The sequence below is a fragment of the Halorubrum ejinorense genome (assembly GCF_039522565.1).
Lineage (GTDB): Archaea > Halobacteriota > Halobacteria > Halobacteriales > Haloferacaceae > Halorubrum > Halorubrum ejinorense.
In genome coordinates this window covers 86,610-104,610 of the sequence record NZ_BAAADQ010000005.1, presented here as the reverse complement: position 1 = coordinate 104,610, position 18,001 = coordinate 86,610, and the positions used below count along the sequence as shown (strand labels likewise).

16 protein-coding genes are annotated in these 18,001 nt (G+C 68.8%); 8 read left to right on the top strand and 8 right to left on the bottom strand.

Going from position 1 to position 18,001, the window contains the following annotated elements; genetic code table 11:
- Positions 1-70: 70 nt before the first annotated feature.
- The 3 genes from ABDZ89_RS07190 to aspS form a co-directional block, all read right to left on the bottom strand.
- A complete protein-coding gene (locus ABDZ89_RS07190) occupies positions 71-763 on the bottom strand; it encodes a DUF4382 domain-containing protein (protein WP_343777844.1) in 693 nt (230 codons plus the stop codon).
- On the bottom strand, positions 760-1,062 hold the full coding sequence (locus ABDZ89_RS07185) for a hypothetical protein (protein WP_343777842.1): 303 nt from the start codon (positions 1,060-1,062) through the stop codon (positions 760-762). The genes ABDZ89_RS07190 and ABDZ89_RS07185 overlap by 4 nt, the downstream gene beginning before the upstream one ends.
- Positions 1,063-1,337: 275 nt before the next feature.
- Positions 1,338-2,642, bottom strand: a complete 1,305-nt coding sequence (gene aspS, locus ABDZ89_RS07180) for an aspartate--tRNA(Asn) ligase (protein ID WP_343777840.1) — start codon at positions 2,640-2,642, stop codon at positions 1,338-1,340.
- 557 nt (positions 2,643-3,199) lie between these two features.
- Here aspS and ABDZ89_RS07175 point away from each other — a divergent pair.
- Positions 3,200-3,532 carry a hypothetical protein gene (locus ABDZ89_RS07175; protein ID WP_343777839.1) on the top strand — a complete coding sequence of 111 codons (333 nt, stop codon included), beginning with the start codon at positions 3,200-3,202 and terminating at the stop codon, positions 3,530-3,532.
- Between the two features lie 42 nt (positions 3,533-3,574).
- Here ABDZ89_RS07175 and larC read toward each other — a convergent pair whose 3' ends face one another.
- Complete coding sequence (larC, locus tag ABDZ89_RS07170; RefSeq protein WP_343777837.1) at positions 3,575-5,005, bottom strand: nickel pincer cofactor biosynthesis protein LarC; 1,431 nt, start codon at positions 5,003-5,005, stop codon at positions 3,575-3,577.
- Between the two features lie 250 nt (positions 5,006-5,255).
- Here larC and ABDZ89_RS07165 point away from each other — a divergent pair, with 250 nt between their 5' ends.
- The 4 genes from ABDZ89_RS07165 (at position 5,256) to ABDZ89_RS07150 (ending at position 8,833) form a co-directional block, all read left to right on the top strand.
- On the top strand, positions 5,256-7,478 hold the full coding sequence (locus tag ABDZ89_RS07165) for a CDC48 family AAA ATPase (RefSeq protein WP_343777835.1): 2,223 nt from the start codon (positions 5,256-5,258) through the stop codon (positions 7,476-7,478).
- Positions 7,479-7,568: 90 nt separating this feature from the next.
- Positions 7,569-7,874, top strand: coding sequence for a hypothetical protein (locus tag ABDZ89_RS07160; protein ID WP_343777834.1), 306 nt, complete (start codon positions 7,569-7,571; stop codon positions 7,872-7,874).
- A 60-nt stretch (positions 7,875-7,934) separates the two neighbouring features.
- Positions 7,935-8,468: a DUF5815 family protein gene (locus ABDZ89_RS07155; protein WP_343777832.1), complete on the top strand. Its 534-nt coding sequence runs from the start codon at positions 7,935-7,937 to the stop codon at positions 8,466-8,468.
- Positions 8,469-8,608: 140 nt separating this feature from the next.
- A complete protein-coding gene (locus ABDZ89_RS07150; RefSeq protein WP_343777831.1) occupies positions 8,609-8,833 on the top strand; it encodes a hypothetical protein in 225 nt (74 codons plus the stop codon).
- 104 nt (positions 8,834-8,937) lie between these two features.
- On the opposite strand, the gene ABDZ89_RS07145 is transcribed toward ABDZ89_RS07150, so the two are convergent.
- Positions 8,938-9,957 (bottom strand): hypothetical protein, encoded by a 1,020-nt coding sequence (locus ABDZ89_RS07145; RefSeq protein WP_343777829.1) that lies wholly within the window; start codon positions 9,955-9,957, stop codon positions 8,938-8,940.
- A gap of 195 nt (positions 9,958-10,152) precedes the next feature.
- On the opposite strand from ABDZ89_RS07145, the gene carB reads away from it, so the two are divergent.
- Together carB and ABDZ89_RS07135 are read left to right on the top strand one after the other, a co-directional pair.
- Positions 10,153-13,377 (top strand): carbamoyl-phosphate synthase large subunit, encoded by a 3,225-nt coding sequence (gene carB / locus ABDZ89_RS07140; protein ID WP_343777827.1) that lies wholly within the window; start codon positions 10,153-10,155, stop codon positions 13,375-13,377.
- 76 nt (positions 13,378-13,453) lie between these two features.
- Positions 13,454-14,128, top strand: a complete 675-nt coding sequence (locus ABDZ89_RS07135) for a DJ-1/PfpI family protein (protein WP_343777826.1) — start codon at positions 13,454-13,456, stop codon at positions 14,126-14,128.
- A gap of 36 nt (positions 14,129-14,164) precedes the next feature.
- On the opposite strand, the gene ABDZ89_RS07130 is transcribed toward ABDZ89_RS07135, so the two are convergent.
- The 3 genes from ABDZ89_RS07130 to ABDZ89_RS07120 form a co-directional block, all read right to left on the bottom strand.
- On the bottom strand, positions 14,165-14,638 hold the full coding sequence (locus ABDZ89_RS07130) for a universal stress protein (RefSeq protein WP_343777824.1): 474 nt from the start codon (positions 14,636-14,638) through the stop codon (positions 14,165-14,167).
- Positions 14,639-14,733: 95 nt separating this feature from the next.
- Positions 14,734-15,786, bottom strand: a complete 1,053-nt coding sequence (trmB, locus tag ABDZ89_RS07125; RefSeq protein ID WP_343777822.1) for an HTH-type sugar sensing transcriptional regulator TrmB — start codon at positions 15,784-15,786, stop codon at positions 14,734-14,736.
- A 155-nt stretch (positions 15,787-15,941) separates the two neighbouring features.
- Positions 15,942-16,688, bottom strand: a complete 747-nt coding sequence (locus ABDZ89_RS07120) for a proteasome assembly chaperone family protein (RefSeq protein ID WP_343777820.1) — start codon at positions 16,686-16,688, stop codon at positions 15,942-15,944.
- 124 nt (positions 16,689-16,812) lie between these two features.
- Between ABDZ89_RS07120 and ABDZ89_RS07115 the strand changes: the two genes are divergently transcribed.
- Complete coding sequence (locus ABDZ89_RS07115; RefSeq protein WP_343777818.1) at positions 16,813-17,970, top strand: mechanosensitive ion channel family protein; 1,158 nt, start codon at positions 16,813-16,815, stop codon at positions 17,968-17,970.
- Positions 17,971-18,001 lie beyond the last annotated feature (31 nt).

Genomic DNA, 18,001 nt, shown 5'->3' with positions numbered 1-18,001 from the left:
CCAAGTACACCGGCGCGAGGATCCGAACGCGACCGCGACTCCAACGGGGGACCGGGAGACTACGTCGTCGTCAGGCGTCGTCGGAGCTGTTGGTGTCGCCTGACTCCTCGCCGGTCTCGTCGCTGTACTCGACCTCGATGCCGCTCGGGACCGGGCGGAGGAGGTATCGACCGTTCCCTCGAAGCACCGGCGCGAAGTCGGCGGTGAAGGTCGTCTGCGTGTTCTCGCGGATCTCGAACGGTTCGTTGAACATCAGCGGTGCGTTCCCCGGGAGGTCGACGGTCGCGTCGCTCCCGTCCGTGAGCGTCCCGTCGGCCGAGGAGACGTCGAGTTGGAGGTACGGGTAGTCGCCGGTCTCCAGTTCGCGCTCGTCGACCAGCTGCGTCTCTCCGTTCTGAAGCTGTACGAGGTCGGCCTCCTGCGACTCGTCGAACTCGAAGTACTCCCGACCGGCGGGAGCGTCCCCGCCGTCCGTCTCGTTGCCGTCGGTCTCGTTCATCTCCGCCTGGTCGTCGTCGGCTTCCCCGTCGTCGGACTCCTCGTCGGTTTCGGGCTCGGCGCCCTCGGGACCGAGCCAGAACCCCTCGATGGTGACGATAAGCGACTCGAAGTCGCCGATGTCGGCGGGCTGGTCGGTCACCCGCGTCGCGAGCGTCCCGGTCGCGCGACCGACGCAGCCGGCGAGTCCGACCGTCCCGAGCGCGGCGACGCCGGTCAGCTGAAGGTACTGACGGCGGTCGACCGCGGTGGCGTCGTCGGTCATGCGTCGTCACCGCCGTCGCCGTCAGTGGCGTTTTCGTCGGGCGCGTCGCCGCCGGCGACGTCGCTCACGGTCTCGCCGAGGTCGCTGACGTTGCCGGAGAGGAACTCGTTGACGCTATCCAAGATGCCACCGACGAAGTCGGGCACCTGTTCCGGCAGGTCGCTCGGCGGGCCGGCCTCCTGACCGCCCGGAGCGTCGTCGGGGCCGGGAGCGGCCGCCACGGCACCGGCGGCGGCGCCGGTTCCGATCAGTACCACCGCGGCGAGCGCCGCGGTCAGCGCGGTTCTGGTTGCGTTCATTGCGATTTCCACTCGGGGCGCGACCCACTTCAACACCCGACGCCGTTCACCCGGATTTGCCCCGATTTAACCGGGTTTAATCGGGGGACTGCGGCGGGTCGAAGGCGTGGACCGCGGACTGAGTGCTGACACATAAAACGCCCGCGGTTCGGCCGCTTCGGACGGGCTCGCGAGCGCGGCCGCGACCGCCGTCGCAGTCGCTCGTTGATCGGCCGCTCGCACCCGCGACAGGGAAGAGGAAAAGCTGGGTCGACCGCGGAAAGCGGAGAGGCGACCTACGGCTCCAGCCGGTTCGGGTCGCGCGGGAACATGATCGCCTCCTTGATGTTGTCGAGGCCGGCGACCTTCTGAACGAGGCGGTCGATACCGAGCCCGTAGCCGCCGTGCGGGGGCGTGCCGTAACTCAGCGCCTCGATGTAGAACTCGAAGTTAGCGGTCTCGACGCCCTCGGACTCCATCTCCTCGACCATGCGCTCGACGTCGTGTTCGCGCTGGCCGCCCGAGGAGAGCTCTTGGCCCTTGTAGATGAGGTCGAACTTCCGGGAGGCGATATCGTCGTCCGGCACGTCCTGCATGTAGTAGAACTTCTCGTCGGGGTAGCCGACGACGAAGAACGCGGGATGGCCCTGCTCCTCGAAGTGCTCGCCGAGCAGCTTCTCGCCTTTCGTGTCGAGGTCGGTCGGGTCGTCCGGGAAGTGACCGTACTCGGTCTCGAGGATGTCGAGGGCCTCGTCGAAGGTGATCCGCGGGAAGTCGTCCTCGGGGACTTCGAGGTCGACATCGAGCAAGTCGAGCTCGCGTTCGGCGTTCTCCGCGACCTCACGGAGCGCGTACCGCAGCGACTCCTCTTGGACGTCCATCACGTCGTCGTGGTCGTCGATGTACGCCAGCTCCACGTCGAACATCGCGATCTCGGAGACGTGTCGAGAGGTCGCGAAGTCCTCCGCGCGGAACGCCGTGCCGGTCTCGTAGACGGCCTCGTAGCCGGAGGCCATCAGCATCTGCTTGTACAGCTGCGGGCTCTGCGAGAGGAACGCGTCCTGGTTGTAGTAGAGGATGGGGAACAGTTCGGCACCGCCCTCGGCGCCGCCCTTCGAGATGAGCGGGGTCTTGATGTCGACGAACCCCTCGTCGTCGAACCACTCCTCCATCGCCGTGATGAGCTCCGACCGCAGCGTGAAGACGGCGAGCGTCTCCGGCTTCCGGAGGTCGAGCGCGCGGTTGTCGAGTCGGGTGGAGAGGTCGACCTCGATGTCCTTCGAGATCTCGAGCGGGAGCGGCGAGTCCGCCTCGTCGATGACCTCGTACTCGGTCGGCGCGATCTCGACGCCGCCGGGGGCCTGATCGCTTTCGAGCGGCTCGCCGACGACGCGGACGACGTCTTCCGCGCCGACATCTTGAACGGCCTCGAACAGCTCCGGCTCGCGCTCCTCCTTGAAAACGATCTGGATGAGGCCCTCGCGGTCGCGTACGATGAGGAAGACGAGGCCACCCAGGTCGCGGATCTCGTGGACGTGGCCGGCGATGGCGACCTCGTCCGCGTCCGGTTCGACGTCCGACGTGTGAATGCGCTCGATCATGGAGACGTGTGTTAGGACAAACTGGTCGGGCGGCCGGCATAGGCTTGTCGTCTCAGCGTCGGCGGAACCCGATGGTGTGGCCGTCTCGAACGCGTTCTCGGCCGACACCTGCTCGTTCGACTCGAGCGTGTCATGGTGTCTCGTGACGAGCATAATTTTAATACGAAATCCGCACACTGTCTCGTCAACGGCGCCCTCCGCGCCGCCGGAGACCCACGATGACCCGTTCCACCCGCTCGATGCTCGCGCGGTCCGCGAGCGTCGCGCCTCTCGGGTGGAACGGGATCGGCTACGGGACTCCGAACCCACGGTCCGTCCGCCCGACCGCGTGACGCGCGCGTCGGCTGGGGAGTTTCCCTGCGGGACGGACCAGACCCCCGTTCTCTCCAGCCGTCGCTGTCGGTCACGCGCCTCGAGCGACGACCGTGTCCCTCGCGAGCGCCGGCGGCGACCTCGTCGCCCCGCGCTCGGGGACGCGGACTCGCCGGCTCGCCGGCCGCAGCGGCCGGCCGAGCCGTGACGACGTCCGCGCCGCGTTCGATTCGCGGCGGGGGAGTATGGCAGCAGCCAACCACGTGCCGTCCGTCGAGGCGACGGTCTCCGTCCGCGTCTCGCAGGCGGCGACCGGCGACCTCGTCGCCGGCGCGAGAGCACAGATCGAGCGAATCGACGGCATCAGCGTCGAAGAACTAGAGATCGCCGGGCTCCAGCCCGGCCTCAACGACACAACGGTCGAGGCCGTCGCGACCCTCGCGGTCGACGAACAGGCCCGCGTCGCGGACGCGGCCGTCGACCCCGAGGCGGTGGCTCCGGAGCTGGTGGCCGACCGGCTCGCCGACGGTTTCGGCGTCGACCCCGAGCGCGTCGAGCGGGTCGACCCGCCCGACTGACCGGGCGACGGTGAGGGGCGAGCGAGTGCCCGTTGCGGCCAGTCACTCGTTCGTAAGCCCCTCCCACACGTCCGCTTCGGCCCGGCGGAGAACCTCGCGGATCGGGAGGCCCGTGGCCTCGGCGACGGCGGCCGCGTCGTCGTACTCCGCGCTGACGTCGTACAGGTCCCCGTCCGTCGTCGAGGCGACCTTCACGGCCACCTCGCGGTTCGCGCCGTCGATCCGGAGCGTCGCCGTCTCGAAGTCGCGCTCGGCGATCCAGCGGTGGCTCGCGCCCGACTGGCGCACGCCGAGCGTTCCGGTCTCGCGGGCGAGACGCTCGGCGACCGCCTCGGCGTCTGCCGGCTTACAGACCACCTTCACGAGGTGTCCGGGCCGGGACTTCTTCATCGTCGTCGGGACGACCGTCACGTCCCGCGCGCCGGCGCGTTTGAGGGTCTCTTGGAGCCCGCCGAGGACCTCGGGCGCGGCGTCGTCGAGGTTCGTTTCCAGCACGGCGATGTCGTCGTGGACGAGTCGGCCGTCGGCGGCGCCCGCACGGTCCCCCTCGTCTTCGGGGTCCCCCTGTCCGCCGTCGCCGACGAGCGCGCGGAGGACGTTCGGGTGACGGTCGAAGTCGGCGTCGCCAGCGCCGTAGCCCGCGGTCTCGACCGCGAGGTCCGGTACCGCGTCGACGCCGTCGGCGACCGCGCCGAGGATCGCCGCCCCGGTCGGCGTCAGGAGTTCGCGATCGATCGGGCCTCCGGCGATCCGGAATCCGCACCGGGTCGCTATCTCGGTCGTCGCCGGGGCCGGAACCGGATACGTTCCGTGGCTCATATCGACCGTTCCGCCGCCGGCGGCGACGGGCGTCGTGACCACGCGTTCGGAATCGAGGTCGGCGACCAACAGCGCCGCGCCGACCACGTCGGCGATCGCGTCGTCCGCGCCCACCTCGTGGAAGTGCGTCTCGTCGAGGTCGGTGCCGTGAACCGACGCCTCGGCGCGACCGAGCAGTTCGAAGGCGTCGAGCGCGGTCGACTCGACCGCGTCGGGGAGGCCCATCGACTCGACGAGGGCGACGACTTCGGGGTAGCTCCGGTGGACGCCGGCGCCCTCGGCCGCGACGTCTCCGTCGGCCGCGATGTCTCCGTCGGACGTGTCGTCGTGATCGCGTGCGCGAGCGTGGTCGTCCCCGTCTTCGTGCCCGTGGTCGTGACTGTGAGTGTGACCGTGACTGTGAGTGTGACCGTGCCCGGTGTCACCGCCGCCGTCGCGCTCCGACCCGGAGTCTGCCTCGTCGCCGCCGTCGACGAGGACGTCGACGGTCGTCGCGCGGATCCCGTTCTTCTCGGTCTCGCCGATCTCGTACCGGACGGGGAGGGCTTCGCGCACGGGGTCGAGGACCGCGGGGTCGGCACCGGCCGCGATCAGCGCGGCGCAGATCATGTCGCCGGCGGCCCCGGTCCGACCGTCGAAGACGAGCGTTCGCATGGCTCCCCCGAGGCGACTGCCGGACAAATACCTCCGGATCGGTGGCCAGGGTCGATACGAACGGGCCCCCCCGATCGACGGCGAATACGCACACTTACGACGGGGTTTTAAGACCAGACTCCGTACCGTGCTATATGATGGCACAGTCTTTCGCGGTCGCCGATCGCCCGGCGCGAACCGGCCGTCCCGATGCGGGCAACAGGCTTATTCCCGGACCGGATCCAGATACGACCATCCCCCGCGAGGAATCATGAACGAAGTTCAACTCGAAGTGGCGAAGGCGTACCCCAACGACTCGGGGCGCGGTATCGCCCGGCTCGACCCCGACACGCTCCTACACTTGAAGCTCTCGCCCGGCGACATCATCGAGATCGAGGGCGCGGAGACCACCGCCGCGAAGGTCTGGCGCGCCGACCGCCAGGACTGGAACACCGACACCGTCCGCGTCGACGGATTCACCCGACAGAACGCCGACGTCGGCATCGGCGAGCGGGTCACCATCCGGAAGGCGGAGGCCGAGAAGGCCGACAAGCTCGTCTTGGCCCCGCCCGAGGAGGCGTCGGTGCAGTTCGGTTCCGACGCCGCGGGCATGGTGAAACGCCAGATCCTCAAGCGGCCGGTCGTCGAGCGCGACATCGTGCCCGTGATGTCGTCGACGAACCACCCGTTCATGCGGTCGCCCGGACAGGCGATCCCGCTGATCGCGGTCGAGACGGAGCCCGACGGCGTCTGTCTCATCACCGAGGACACGGAGGTCGAACTGCGCGAGGAGCCGATCTCCGGCTTCGAGAAGACGGGCGGCGGAATCACGTACGAGGACATCGGCGGGCTCCAGTCGGAGATCCAGCGCGTCCGCGAGATGGTCGAGCTGCCGATGAAACACCCGCAGATCTTCTCGAAGCTCGGGATCGAGCCGCCGCAGGGCGTCCTGCTCCACGGGCCGCCGGGCACCGGGAAGACGCTGCTCGCGAAGGCCGTCGCCAACGAGACCTCGGCGTCGTTCTTCTCGATCGCCGGGCCGGAGATCATCTCGAAGTACTACGGCGAGTCCGAACAGCAGCTCCGCGAGATATTCGAGGACGCGAAAGAGGAGTCGCCCTCGATCATCTTCATCGACGAGTTGGACTCGATCGCGCCCAAGCGCGAAGACGTCACCGGCGAGGTCGAGCGACGCGTCGTCGCGCAGCTGCTGACGATGATGGACGGGCTGGAGACGCGCGGACAGGTGATCGTCATCGGGGCGACGAACCGCGTCGACAGCGTCGACCCCGCGCTCCGCCGTCCCGGTCGGTTCGACCGCGAGATCGAGATCGGCGTCCCCGACGAGGTGGGCCGCAAGGAGATACTCCAGATTCACACCCGCGGGATGCCGCTGTCGGACGACGTGAGCTTAGACCACCTCGCCGACGAGACGCACGGGTTCGTCGGCGCCGACATCGAGAGCCTCACGAAAGAGGCCGCGATGAAGGCGCTGCGCCGCTACCTCCCCGAGATCGATCTCGACGAGGAGGAGGTGCCACCGAGCCTGATCGACCGGATGATCGTCAAGCGCGACGACTTCTCGGGCGCGTTAAACGAGGTGGAGCCCTCGGCGATGCGGGAGGTGCTGGTCGAGCTGCCGAAGATATCGTGGGACAACGTCGGCGGGCTCGAAGAGGCCAAACAGCAGGTCCAAGAGTCCGTGGAGTGGCCGCTCACCTCCCCGGAGAAGTTCGACCGGATGGGGGTGGACGCGCCCAAGGGGGTGCTGCTGTACGGCCCGCCCGGCACCGGGAAGACCCTGATGGCGAAAGCCGTCGCCAACGAGACGAACGCGAACTTCATCTCGGTCCGCGGCCCGCAGCTGCTCTCGAAGTGGGTCGGCGAGTCCGAGAAAGCGATCCGGCAGACCTTCCGGAAGGCCCGCCAGGTCAGCCCGACGATCATCTTCTTCGACGAGCTCGACAGCCTCGCGCCGTCTCGGGGGCAGGAGATGGGGAACAACGTCTCCGAGCGCGTCGTCAACCAGCTGTTGACCGAGCTCGACGGGCTCGAGGACATGGGCGACGTGATGGTGATCGGCGCGACCAACCGGCCGGACATGATCGACCCCGCCCTGTTGCGCTCGGGCCGGTTCGACCGCCTGGTGATGATCGGCCAGCCCGACCAGGAGGGCCGCGAGCAGATCCTCGACATCCACACCGAGAACACGCCGCTCGCGCCCGACGTGAGCCTCCGCGAGATCGCCGAGATCACCGACGGCTACGTCGGCTCCGACCTCGAGGGGATCGCCCGCGAGGCCGCCATCGAGGCGCTCCGTGACGACGACGACGCCGAAGAGGTGGAGATGAAGCACTTCCGGCGCGCCATGGAGTCGGTGCGGCCGACGATAAACGACGACATCCTCGCGTACTACGAGGACGTCAGAGAGCAGTTCAAGGGCGGCGGCGGCGAGTCGCTTCGCGACACCGGCGGCCGGATCGGGTTCCAGTAGGCGCGGTCCCGCTCGGGGACAGCGGTCACCACGCACCCGGCTCGCGCTACCGACCGCTTTTGAGGGCGCGACCCGTACCGAGAATCGAGTATGCCAGACGATGTCACCGTCGACGTGGAGGTCGAGGTCGAGGTCGACCGGGACGAGCTAGAGATCGAACGCGAGGACGCCGAGGCGATCGAGGCGACCTACGAGGCGAACGGGATCGAGATCGAGGTGGAAGCGGAGGTCGAGGCCCACGGCGGCGACGAGGAAGCGGGCGCCGAGGCCGACGAGGAAGCGGGCGCCGAGGCCGACGAGGAAGCGGGCGCCGAGACAGACGAGGATGCTGACGCCGACGGCGCGAGCGGCGAGGCAGACACAGGAGACGACCCGAGCGCCGAGAACCCCGAGTGAGCGGGGTGACGCAGCGAGCAGTTCCGCGTCTTTTAACCACGCGAACGGCGTAAGGCGGGTATGTCTCAACCCCGCGTCCCCGGCGGCGACGAGAACGCGCTGGAGCTGCCCTGCGGGGAGACGGTCGGCGTCGGCGATCTGGACCTCGGGATGCGCGAGTACGACTGCGCCTGCGGCGAGACGCACGCGGTCGTGATGGACGTCCACCCGCCCGAGCGGTTCCTGCCGGACTTCCTGGTCGACGTGCTCAGGGAGGCGATCGACACGACCAGCGAGGAGATGCCCGAGTTCGACACGCCGCACCTGTTGGGCGTCGTGTTAGAGGAGTTCCCTGAGGCCGTCGTCGCGCACGACGCCAGCGAGAACGCCGACGTCGGGTACGCGATGGCGTGGGTGACCGACTTCGACTCTCGCCGCCTCCACGAGATCGTCGTCGAACTCGTCGTCGAACTGATGGAACACGCCGTGAGCCACGCCGACGACGACGAGGCGCTCTCGGCGTTCGAGCGGGAGATGGTCGAGTTCGACGTGACCGAGTTCGTCGAGCAGTACCGCGCCGAGCGCGACCTCGAAGCCGAGGACCCGTACGCGTAGGCGCGGTCGCGACCCGACTCGCGACTGCCGCCGATAGCCGGCCTGGCCCCCCGAACTCGGTCCGTGTCACTCCCTGTCAGACAGTCGTCCGACTCCTGTCTCACTGAACCCTATATATTCGGGGTGCGTACGTAAGACGTATGAGCGCCGGCGAATACGACCGGTACGACCGGCTCCGCGGCGTGCTCGCCGAGGCCGACGAGCCGTTGACGGCGCGAGAGATCCTCGGGCTCGTCGAGGAGTGCGAGGAGTGCGAAGCGATCGACAGCCCGCACCGGGTCGCGACGGTGTTAGGGCGCTGGGCCGAGCGCGGCGAGGTCGAGGTCATCGCGGACCAGCCGTACCGGTACCGACTCCGGACCTGACGGTCGGCTCGACGCACCGCCGAACTCCGAACTCTGTACGCGGTCAGCGGCGGGTGTGCGGTCGACCGATCCGGCGACGACGCGGCTTACTCTCGAGGGCGACGTTACGGCGTGACGATCAGGTCGAACCGGTAGGTCCCGTCCTCGTACTCGGCGACGACGTTCCGGAAGTCGACGCGATCGTCGTAGCTGTCTATCGGTTCGAGGTCGTCGGCGATGCCGAGCGCGTCGAGCACGGCGAGGAGCCCGTCCGAGGGCGGGGCGCCCTCCTCGTAGCGGCGCGGGTCCTCGGCGAGCGCGTCGTCCACGACGCCGCGGGCGGCGTCCGTGAGTCCGGACGCGTTCAGGTCGCGTTCGACGATCACGTCCCTCGTGTACTCGGTGAGCTCGCTGCGCGTGTCCGCGACTTTCTCGACGGAGTACGTCCACTCGGGGACGCGCACGGTCCGTCGTTCCGTGAACGGCCGGAAGTGCTCGTCGCTGTACTCGACGAACTCGAAGGGGGGCGCCGGAACGAGTTCGCTGGCCTCGACGTCTATCTCGTGGTGGAACTCGACGGTCTGTAGCTCGTCGAACTCGGGCGTGCCGAGGAAGCCGTCGCTGTCCGCGTACACCGCGTCGAGCGCCGCGTTCAGTACCCGCTCGTCCTGCGCAGAGAGATCGAACGGGGATCGTGCGACCCTCGCGTCGTCGGGCGGGCTCTCGTCGACCCGTTCGACGGCGAAGTGCCACCGCTCCCGTTCGAGGACCCGCTCGTCGGCGATACTGACCTCGTAGTAACTGCCGTCCCGGCTGAGGAACGTCGGTCGCGGTCGCGTCTCCTTTCCCCACCGGTCTCGGCCGACGAGCGGCCACTGTTTCACGGTCGTGCTGCCGGTCTCGAACAGCTCCGAGACGTGCGCCTCCTTGGTCTCGGTCGCGAAGTCGATCCGGGTCACGGCGCTGATCTCGCTCGGGTCGGGCCGTACGTACGGCCGCCCGACGGGCGAGAGGTCCGCCTCGTCGGCGATGAGCGCGTACGCCTCGAGGTTTCCGGAACTGAAGCACCCGGCGGTGGCGGCGGTGGCGGCGGTCGCGGCGGCGGCGCCGAGCAGATGGAGGGCGCGGCGGCGGGAACAGGGCATAGTCGCGTCGAAATGCCTCCGTTCTCGGTAAATTCCTTGTGGTGAACGCCTCGGACCGTCGGTTCGGTTCATCCGCGACAGTGACACGGATCACCGCCCACCGTGGTACGCTGTAGCTTGCGAAAATCGAAAAACTGCTGCGAGATTCGTACTCTACCGCCGACCTTATTACGATGAGCGTATTCCGTCCGCGTAATGAGCGAGGACCGGACGATTCTACTTATCGGGAGCGGACCGATTCAGATCGGACAGGCGGCCGAGTTCGACTACTCAGGCGCACAGGCGTGTCGGGCCCTTCAGGAGGAGGGCGCCCGCGTCGTCTTAGTGAATTCGAACCCCGCGACGATCATGACCGATCCCGAGACGGCCGACCGGGTGTACATCGAGCCGATCACCCCCGAGGCAATCGCGGAGGTTATCCGGATCGAAGAGCCCGACGGCGTCATCGCCGGACTCGGCGGACAGACAGGACTCAACGTCACCGCCGAACTCGCCGAGGAGGGAATCTTAGAGGAGCACGACGTCGAAGTGATGGGGACGCCGCTCGACACCATCTACGCGACGGAAGACCGCGACCTGTTCCGCCAGCGGATGGAGGGACTCGGCCAGCCCGTCCCGAAGTCGACCACCATCTCCTTAGACGAGGACGAGTCGGTCACCGACTTCGACGAGGAGGCCTTCCGCGGCCGCGTCCAGGAGGCGGTCGACTCGGTCGGCGGTCTCCCTGTCATCGCGCGGACGACGTACACCCTCGGCGGCTCCGGCTCGGGCGTCGTCGACGAGTTCGAGGAGCTCGTCGAGCGCGTCCGCAAGGGACTCCGGCTCTCGCGCAACAGCGAGGTGCTGATCACCGAGTCCATCGCGGGCTGGGTCGAGCTGGAGTACGAGGTGATGCGGGACGCCGACGACTCCTGTATCATCATCTGTAACATGGAGAACATCGACCCGATGGGGATCCACACCGGCGAGTCGACGGTCGTCACCCCGTCGCAGGTGATCCCCGACGACGGGCACCAGGAGATGCGCGACGCGGCGCTCGAAGTGATCCGCGACCTGGGCATTCAGGGCGGCTGTAACATCCAGTTCGCGTGGCACGACGACGGCACGCCGGGCGGCGAGTACCGCGTCGTCGAGGTGAACCCCCGCGTCTCCCGCTCCTCCGCGCTCGCCTCCAAGGCGACCGGCTACCCGATCGCCCGCGTCACCGCGAAGGTCGCGCTGGGCAAGCGCCTCCACGAGATAGACAACGAGATCACCGGCGAGACGACCGCCGCCTTCGAGCCCGCCATCGACTACGTGGTGACGAAGGTGCCGCGGTGGCCGATCGACAAGTTCGACGACGTCGACTTCGAGCTCGGGACGGCGATGAAGTCCACCGGCGAGGCGATGTCGATCGGTCGGAACTTCGAGGAGAGCCTGCTGAAGTCGCTCCGTTCCTCCGAGTACGACCCGGCCGTCGACTGGGAGGCGGTCGACGACGACACCCTCGAGACCGAGTACCTCGAGCGCCCCTCCCCCGACCGCCCGTACGCGACCTTCGAGGCGTTCGACCGCGGCTACACCGTCGAGGACATCGAGGAACTGACGGGGATCAAGCCGTGGTACCTCGAACGGTTCAAGCGGGTCAGCGACTCCGCGCAGGCCGCGCAGGACGGCGAGTTCACGCAGGCGGCCACCGCGGGTCACACGAACGCGGAGATAGCCGCGCTCGCCGGCGGCGAGGTCGACGTCGGCGCGGTCGAGCAGGACGTTCCCGGCCGCTCGTACAAGCAGGTCGACACCTGCGCCGGCGAGTTCGCCGCCGAGACGCCCTACTACTACTCGGCCCGCCAGTCGGAGTTCGAGCGCGGGCCGCTCAAGGGCGACGCCGCGGCCGGCGAACTGGTCGTCGACAAGAGCGTCGACAGCGTGGTCGTCGTCGGGGGCGGTCCGATCCGGATCGGGCAGGGCGTCGAGTTCGACTACTGCTCGGTCCACGCGATCCAAGCGCTCCGCGAGCTCGGCATCGAGGCCCACGTCGTCAACAACAACCCCGAGACCGTCTCGACGGACTACGACACCTCCGACGGGCTGTTCTTCGACCCGATCACCGCCGAGGAGGTCGCCGACGTGGCCGAGGCGACCGGCGCCGACGGCGTGATGGTCCAGTTCGGCGGGCAGACCTCGGTGAACATCGGCGAACCGCTCGAGGCGGAGCTCGAACGCCGCGGGCTCGACTGCGAAATCATGGGGACGAGCGTCGAGGCGATGGACCTCGCGGAGGACCGCGACCGGTTCAACGTCCTGATGGACGAGATGGGGATCGCCCAGCCCGAGGGCGGCACCGCGACGAGCGAGGCCGAGGCGCTCGAACTCGCTCACGGGATCGGCTACCCGGTCCTCGTGCGGCCTTCGTACGTCCTCGGCGGGCGCGCGATGCGGGTCGTCGAGGACGACGCCGAGCTCGAAGAGTACATCGAGGAGGCGGTCCGCGTCTCGCCCGACAAGCCGATCTTAGTCGACCAGTTCCTCGACGACGCGGTCGAACTGGACGTCGACGCGGTCGCCGACGGCGAGGACGTACTGTTGGGCGGCGTGATGGAACACGTCGAGAGCGCCGGCGTCCACTCCGGCGACTCGGCGTGTATGATCCCGCCGCGCTCGCTCGACGACGAGACGCTGGGCCGGGTGCGGGAGGTCACGGAGGACATCGCCCGCGCGCTCGACACGGTCGGCCTGCTCAACGTCCAACTCGCGGTGACCGGGGTCGACGACCCCGAGGCGGAAAGCGAGGTGTTCGTGTTAGAGGCGAATCCGCGCTCCTCGCGGACGGTCCCGTTCGTCTCGAAGGCGACGGGCGTCCCGATCGCGAAGCTCGCCGCGAAGGTGATGACCGACGACCTCACGCTCGCCGACCTCGACGTCGACGAGCAGATTCCCGAACACCGCAGCGTGAAGGAGGTCGTCCTCCCGTTCGACCGCCTCCCGGGCTCGGACCCGCGGCTCGGCCCGGAGATGAAGTCGACCGGCGAAGTGATGGGCACGGCCACCTCCTTCGGCAAGGCGTACGACAAGGCGCAGGACTCGACGGGCAAGCCGATCCCGGAGTCCGGCACCGCCGTCGTCGACCTCTCCGCCGAGGAGTTCCCGGACCCGGACACCGAGGCGGGCGAGGCGCTCGTCGCGGGGTACGCCGAGCACTTCGAACTGAGCGAGGCGACGGACCTCATCGAGGCTGCCAAGCGCGGTGAACTCGATCTCATCGTCTCGCGCCAGCGCGACCTCCTCGAAGTCGCGGTCGAAGAGGAGATCACCTACTTCTCGACGCACGCGTCGGCCAAGGCGGCGCTGGAGGCGCTCGACCACGCGGGCGACGACCTCGACGTGATGGCGGTCTCCGACCGCCCGAAGCGCGTCGAGGACTGGGGCGCGAGCGAGTGAGCGTCGGGCGGAGGCGACACCTCCGCCGTCGTTTCCGAGGGGAACGCACAAGCCGCCCGCCCGCCTCCGAGTCGGTATGAACGTCGACGTGCTGGTGTACGACGGGTTCGACGAACTGGACGGGATCGGCCCCTACGAGGTGTTCGACTACGCGCTCGAGTACGCCGCCGACGGTGAGGACCGCGCCGGGCGCGTCCGGTACGTCACGCTCGACGACCGGGACGCGGTGACCGCGAGTCACGGGACCCGGATCGGCGTCGACGGGACGCTTTCGGACCCCGAGGCCGACGACGCACCGGACCTGCTGGTCGTCCCCGGCGGCGGCTGGAGCGCGCGTGACGAGGAGGCGAGCGCGTGGGCGGAAGCGCAGAAGGGCGACGTGCCCCGCGCGCTCGCCGCGCACCACGCGTCGGGCACCCGGATCGCCTCGGTGTGTACCGGCTCGATGCTGCTCGCCGAGGCGGGCGTCACCGACGGCCGCCGCGCCGTCACACACGCGTCCGCGGTCGAGGAGCTACGGGAGTCCGGCGCGCGAGTCGTCGACGCGCGCGTCGTCGACGACGGCGACTTGCTTACCGCCGGCGGCGTCACTTCCGGCATCGATCTGGCGCTGTACGCGGTCGAGCGCGAGTTCGGCGCAGCGGTCGCCGACCGCGTCGCGACCGTCATCGAGTACGAGCGACGGTACGAGGTCGCGGCGGCGGAGGACGCGGAAGCGATCGACACGGCAGCGACCGATCCGACCGAGTGAAACGGTCGGAGAGACGCCGCCGGTCCGCGAAAGCGCTCAGTCGTCGTCGCCGTCGTCCGGGAGCGGCGCGGCGTCGTCGCCGCCCGCCTCGCTGCGCGTGGTCTCGCCGTCGGCGTCGACGGTGATCACGGTACAGTCGAGCTCTCCGCGGAGGAACGAGTCGATGTCGGGGTCGGAGAGGAGCTTCTGGACCATCCGCCGCCAGCGGCCGGCCTGTTTCGAGCCGATGACGACGACGTCGGCCCCCTCGGCGACGACTTCCTCCAGTATCGTTTCCTCGACGAGGAAGCCGCGGCGGACGACGTAGCGCGCGCGGTCGAGTCGGCCGATGCGCTCCTCGACCGCGCGCTTGAGGTCGCTGCGCGAGACGCCCCCCGAGCGCTGGTACAGATCGACGTGGAGGATCGTGAGGTCGGCGTCGCGCTCCTCGGCGACGCGAGCCGCCTCTCGGAGCGTCGCCGCCGAGTGCGACGAGGGGGGAAACCGGACCGGCACCACGACGAGGGTCATGTCGAACCGATGAGAGCCGGGGCGTAAATACGCTGTCGGTGCGGGCGTCGCGGGTGCCGACTCCCGACCCGGTCGACGGCGCGTCTCACCCCGCTTTACAGCGCCGGCGGTTCCCCGCGGCCGATCACGATCTTCTGTCCCTCGACGTCCTCCAGGGCGGCGACGCGGCCACCGATCTCGACGCGACCGTCCTCCGTCTCGACGACCAGCGACGCCACCTCCTCGGTGTCGACGAACGCGACGTCGACGACCTTCCCGCGGACGGTCACGTCGGCGCCCGTCTCGATGTCGCGCCCCTCGACGGTCGCGTAGAACTCCTCGGCGTCGAACTCGCGGATGTCCTTCACGGCGCGCCGGATCGAGGCGTAGCGTCGGGGGAACGGTCGTTCCGCGCCGTCGGTGGCGAGCGTCTCGGCGGTCGTCCACAGCACCGTCCCGAAGAAGCCGGAGACGAGGAAGCCGAGCGCGGAGCGGTTGAAGATGACGCCGTAGCGCTCGCGGTCGTCGCGCAGGGCGTCCTGCGTGGCGTACACCGAGTACTCGCCGTCGCCGACCGCGAGGACCGGCGTAGTGATCCCGCGGCGGGCCCGCGCGATAGTCGAGACTTCGAGGTAGTCGAACTCCGCGGGGTTCGGCGCGTTCGACGCGGGCGTGACGAGCAGTTCGACGCTGACGCCCTCGGCGACCTTCGCGGCGAGTTCGTCGCGGAACCGGCGGAGGAGCCCCGGCGTGAGCGAGACCGCGAGCTCGTACTCGGCGTTGGCGATAACCTCTTCGAGGTAGCGGAGGATCGTCGAGCGCGACTTCACGAGCGACACCGCCTCGGTCTCTCGGGTCGGGGCCGTGTAGCGCGCCTCCAGTTCGTCGACCATCTCGGTGAACGAGGAGCGCAGGTCGCCGAAGGCGTCCTCGGGGTCGACGGCGACGATCTTCATCGGCCGCGACTCGCGCAGTTCGACGAGACCGCGGTCGGAGAGGCTCCGGACGGTGTCGTACACCCGCGGCTGTGGAATGTCGGTCCGATCGGCGATGTCGCTCGCGGTCAGTTCACCGTGTTCCAGCACGGCGAGGTACGCGTCGATCTCGTACTCGCCGAGGTTGAACCGGTCCCCGACGCGATCGAGCGTGTCGCGGAGATCGTCAGTCATGTCACGACGAATGAGGGGTGGGGATTTAGCTTTTTACTATGAGCCGAGTTGTACGCGTTTTCATATCCGGCTCCTGCGAGTCCGGTGGGCCGCGGAGTGCGACGGCAAACGTCGACGCCGGGCGTGACGGCAAACGTCGACGCCGACCGGCCGGGCTACATGTACATGCGGTCGTAGCCGCCTTCGGGCTCCCGTTCTTCCATCCGCTCGGCCAAGTCCTCGTAGCGGCGCTGGATCTCGGCGGCGAACTCCTTGAGTGGGGCCGCGTCGACGCCGAGGTCGTAGACCGCGTTCACGGTGTCGACGAGTCGCACCGCGGCGTCGACGTCGGGCGCCTGCGCGTGAACCGGGGTGACGAACACCCCGACGCCGAGCGGCGAGTCCAGTCCGCGTTCGAGCAGAGCGGCGTTCGCCCCGTCGAGGAAACCGGACTCCATCGCGGGCACGTCGCGGTCGTCGAGGCGGGCTTCGCGGTAGTCCTCGGTGGCGACGTGGAACGTCCGGTGGGCGTCGGGGCCGTGGGCGATCGGGACCCCGGCCAGCACGGCGATCTCGGAGACGCCGTCGGCCTCGGTCCAGTCGAGGAGGGAGTCCGCGAGCAGTGCGCCCAAGAACGGCGGGACGAACTGCTCTGCGATCAGGACGGTGACGTCGAGGTCCGGTGCGGAGTACAGGCGGATCGGGTGCCGGGGGACGCCCTTCGTGAACGGCGTGATAGACGGGATCCCGTCGACCGCGACGTGGCCGGTCGGTTCGAGGTCGAGGTCGTCGACCAGGTAGTCGACCGCGGTCAGGCCGGCGAGTCCGAACGACGAGAAGCCGGCTATCAGTACGTCTCCGGGCTGTGAATCGTGTTCGACGCTGAACCGCGGCGTCGTCGAGTCCGCTGGCGGTCGTGACATACCGTCCCTTCGCTCAGCGGCCTGTTAGTGGTTCCCCCGCTTCTCGCCCCGCCGGCCGCTGCCTCCGCACCCGTGAACGCCGACAGGCAGAAACGCTTTTTCGGATGGCCGACGGCGAATTCCTATGACCGTTCCGGAGGGTGCGGCGACCGCGGGGGTTCTCTCGCGACTCGGCGGGTTGGTTTCTCGGTTCGCGGACCTTCCGGGGGCGGAGGTTCTGACGGTCGCTTTGGCGGTGGCCACCGGAGTCGTCGTCGCGAACTTCCTCGTCAGGCTGATCGGCCGACCGGTGGCTCGCCGCGTGTCGCGACAGAGCGTCGCGCAGACGATCGTGCGCAGCGTGCGAGCGGGGACGATCGGCATTGCGCTGTTCGTGGGCCTCGACGCCGTCGGGTTCCAGTTCGCGGACCTCCTCTTGGGGACCGCGGTGTTCTCGGCCGTCATCGGTATCATTCTCGCGCCGATCGTCGGGAACTTCATCAACGGCGTGTTCGTCCTCGCCGACCAGCCGTTCGAGATCGGCGACATGATCGAGTTGGAAGACGGGACGGCGGGATTCGTCGAGGACATCACGATCCGGTACACGAAGATATTCACGCTGGACAACACCTTCCTCGTCGTGCCGAACGGGACGATGCGCGAACGCGACGTGACGAACCTCTCGGCGGAGGACGAGCGGACCCGCCGGTCGATCGACGTGCTCGTCACCTACGAGAGCGACATCCCGGAGGCGCGGCGGCTCATCGAGCGCGCGGCGCGCGACTGCGACGCCGTCATCGACGGCGGGCCCGACATCCGCATCGGCGTGGCGCGGTACATGGCGGGCCCGGACTGTCGCCTCCACGAGTTCGGCGACGACGGGGTCCTGTTACGGCTCCGATACTGGGTCGAGAAACCCTACAAGCTGGCGAAGGTCCAGTCCGACGTGAACACGCTGATCCGCGAGCGACTCGCGGACGCGGACGTCGAGATGGCGTACCCGCACCGGCACCTGGTCTTCGACGACACCTCCGGCGTCGCGCGCGTCGACGCCGATCCGAACCCCGACCCCGTCCCGGCCGCCGGCTTCGATGAGTCGACCGGACGCCCCGAGCCCGACGAACCGACGGGAGTCCCCGCCGGCGACGAGACTCCCGCGCCCTCGGAGGGCGGCAACACGCCCGGAACGGGGACCGTCCCCGAGAACGGCGGAACCGATCGCGACCAGTCAGGATCTGACTCCACAGCCGGTCAGCGGAGCGATCTCTCCCCGGATCGCGAAAGCGACAGGTCGGAGCGGTGACGGGATCGGAAGTCTGATAGCGCCCGCGAAG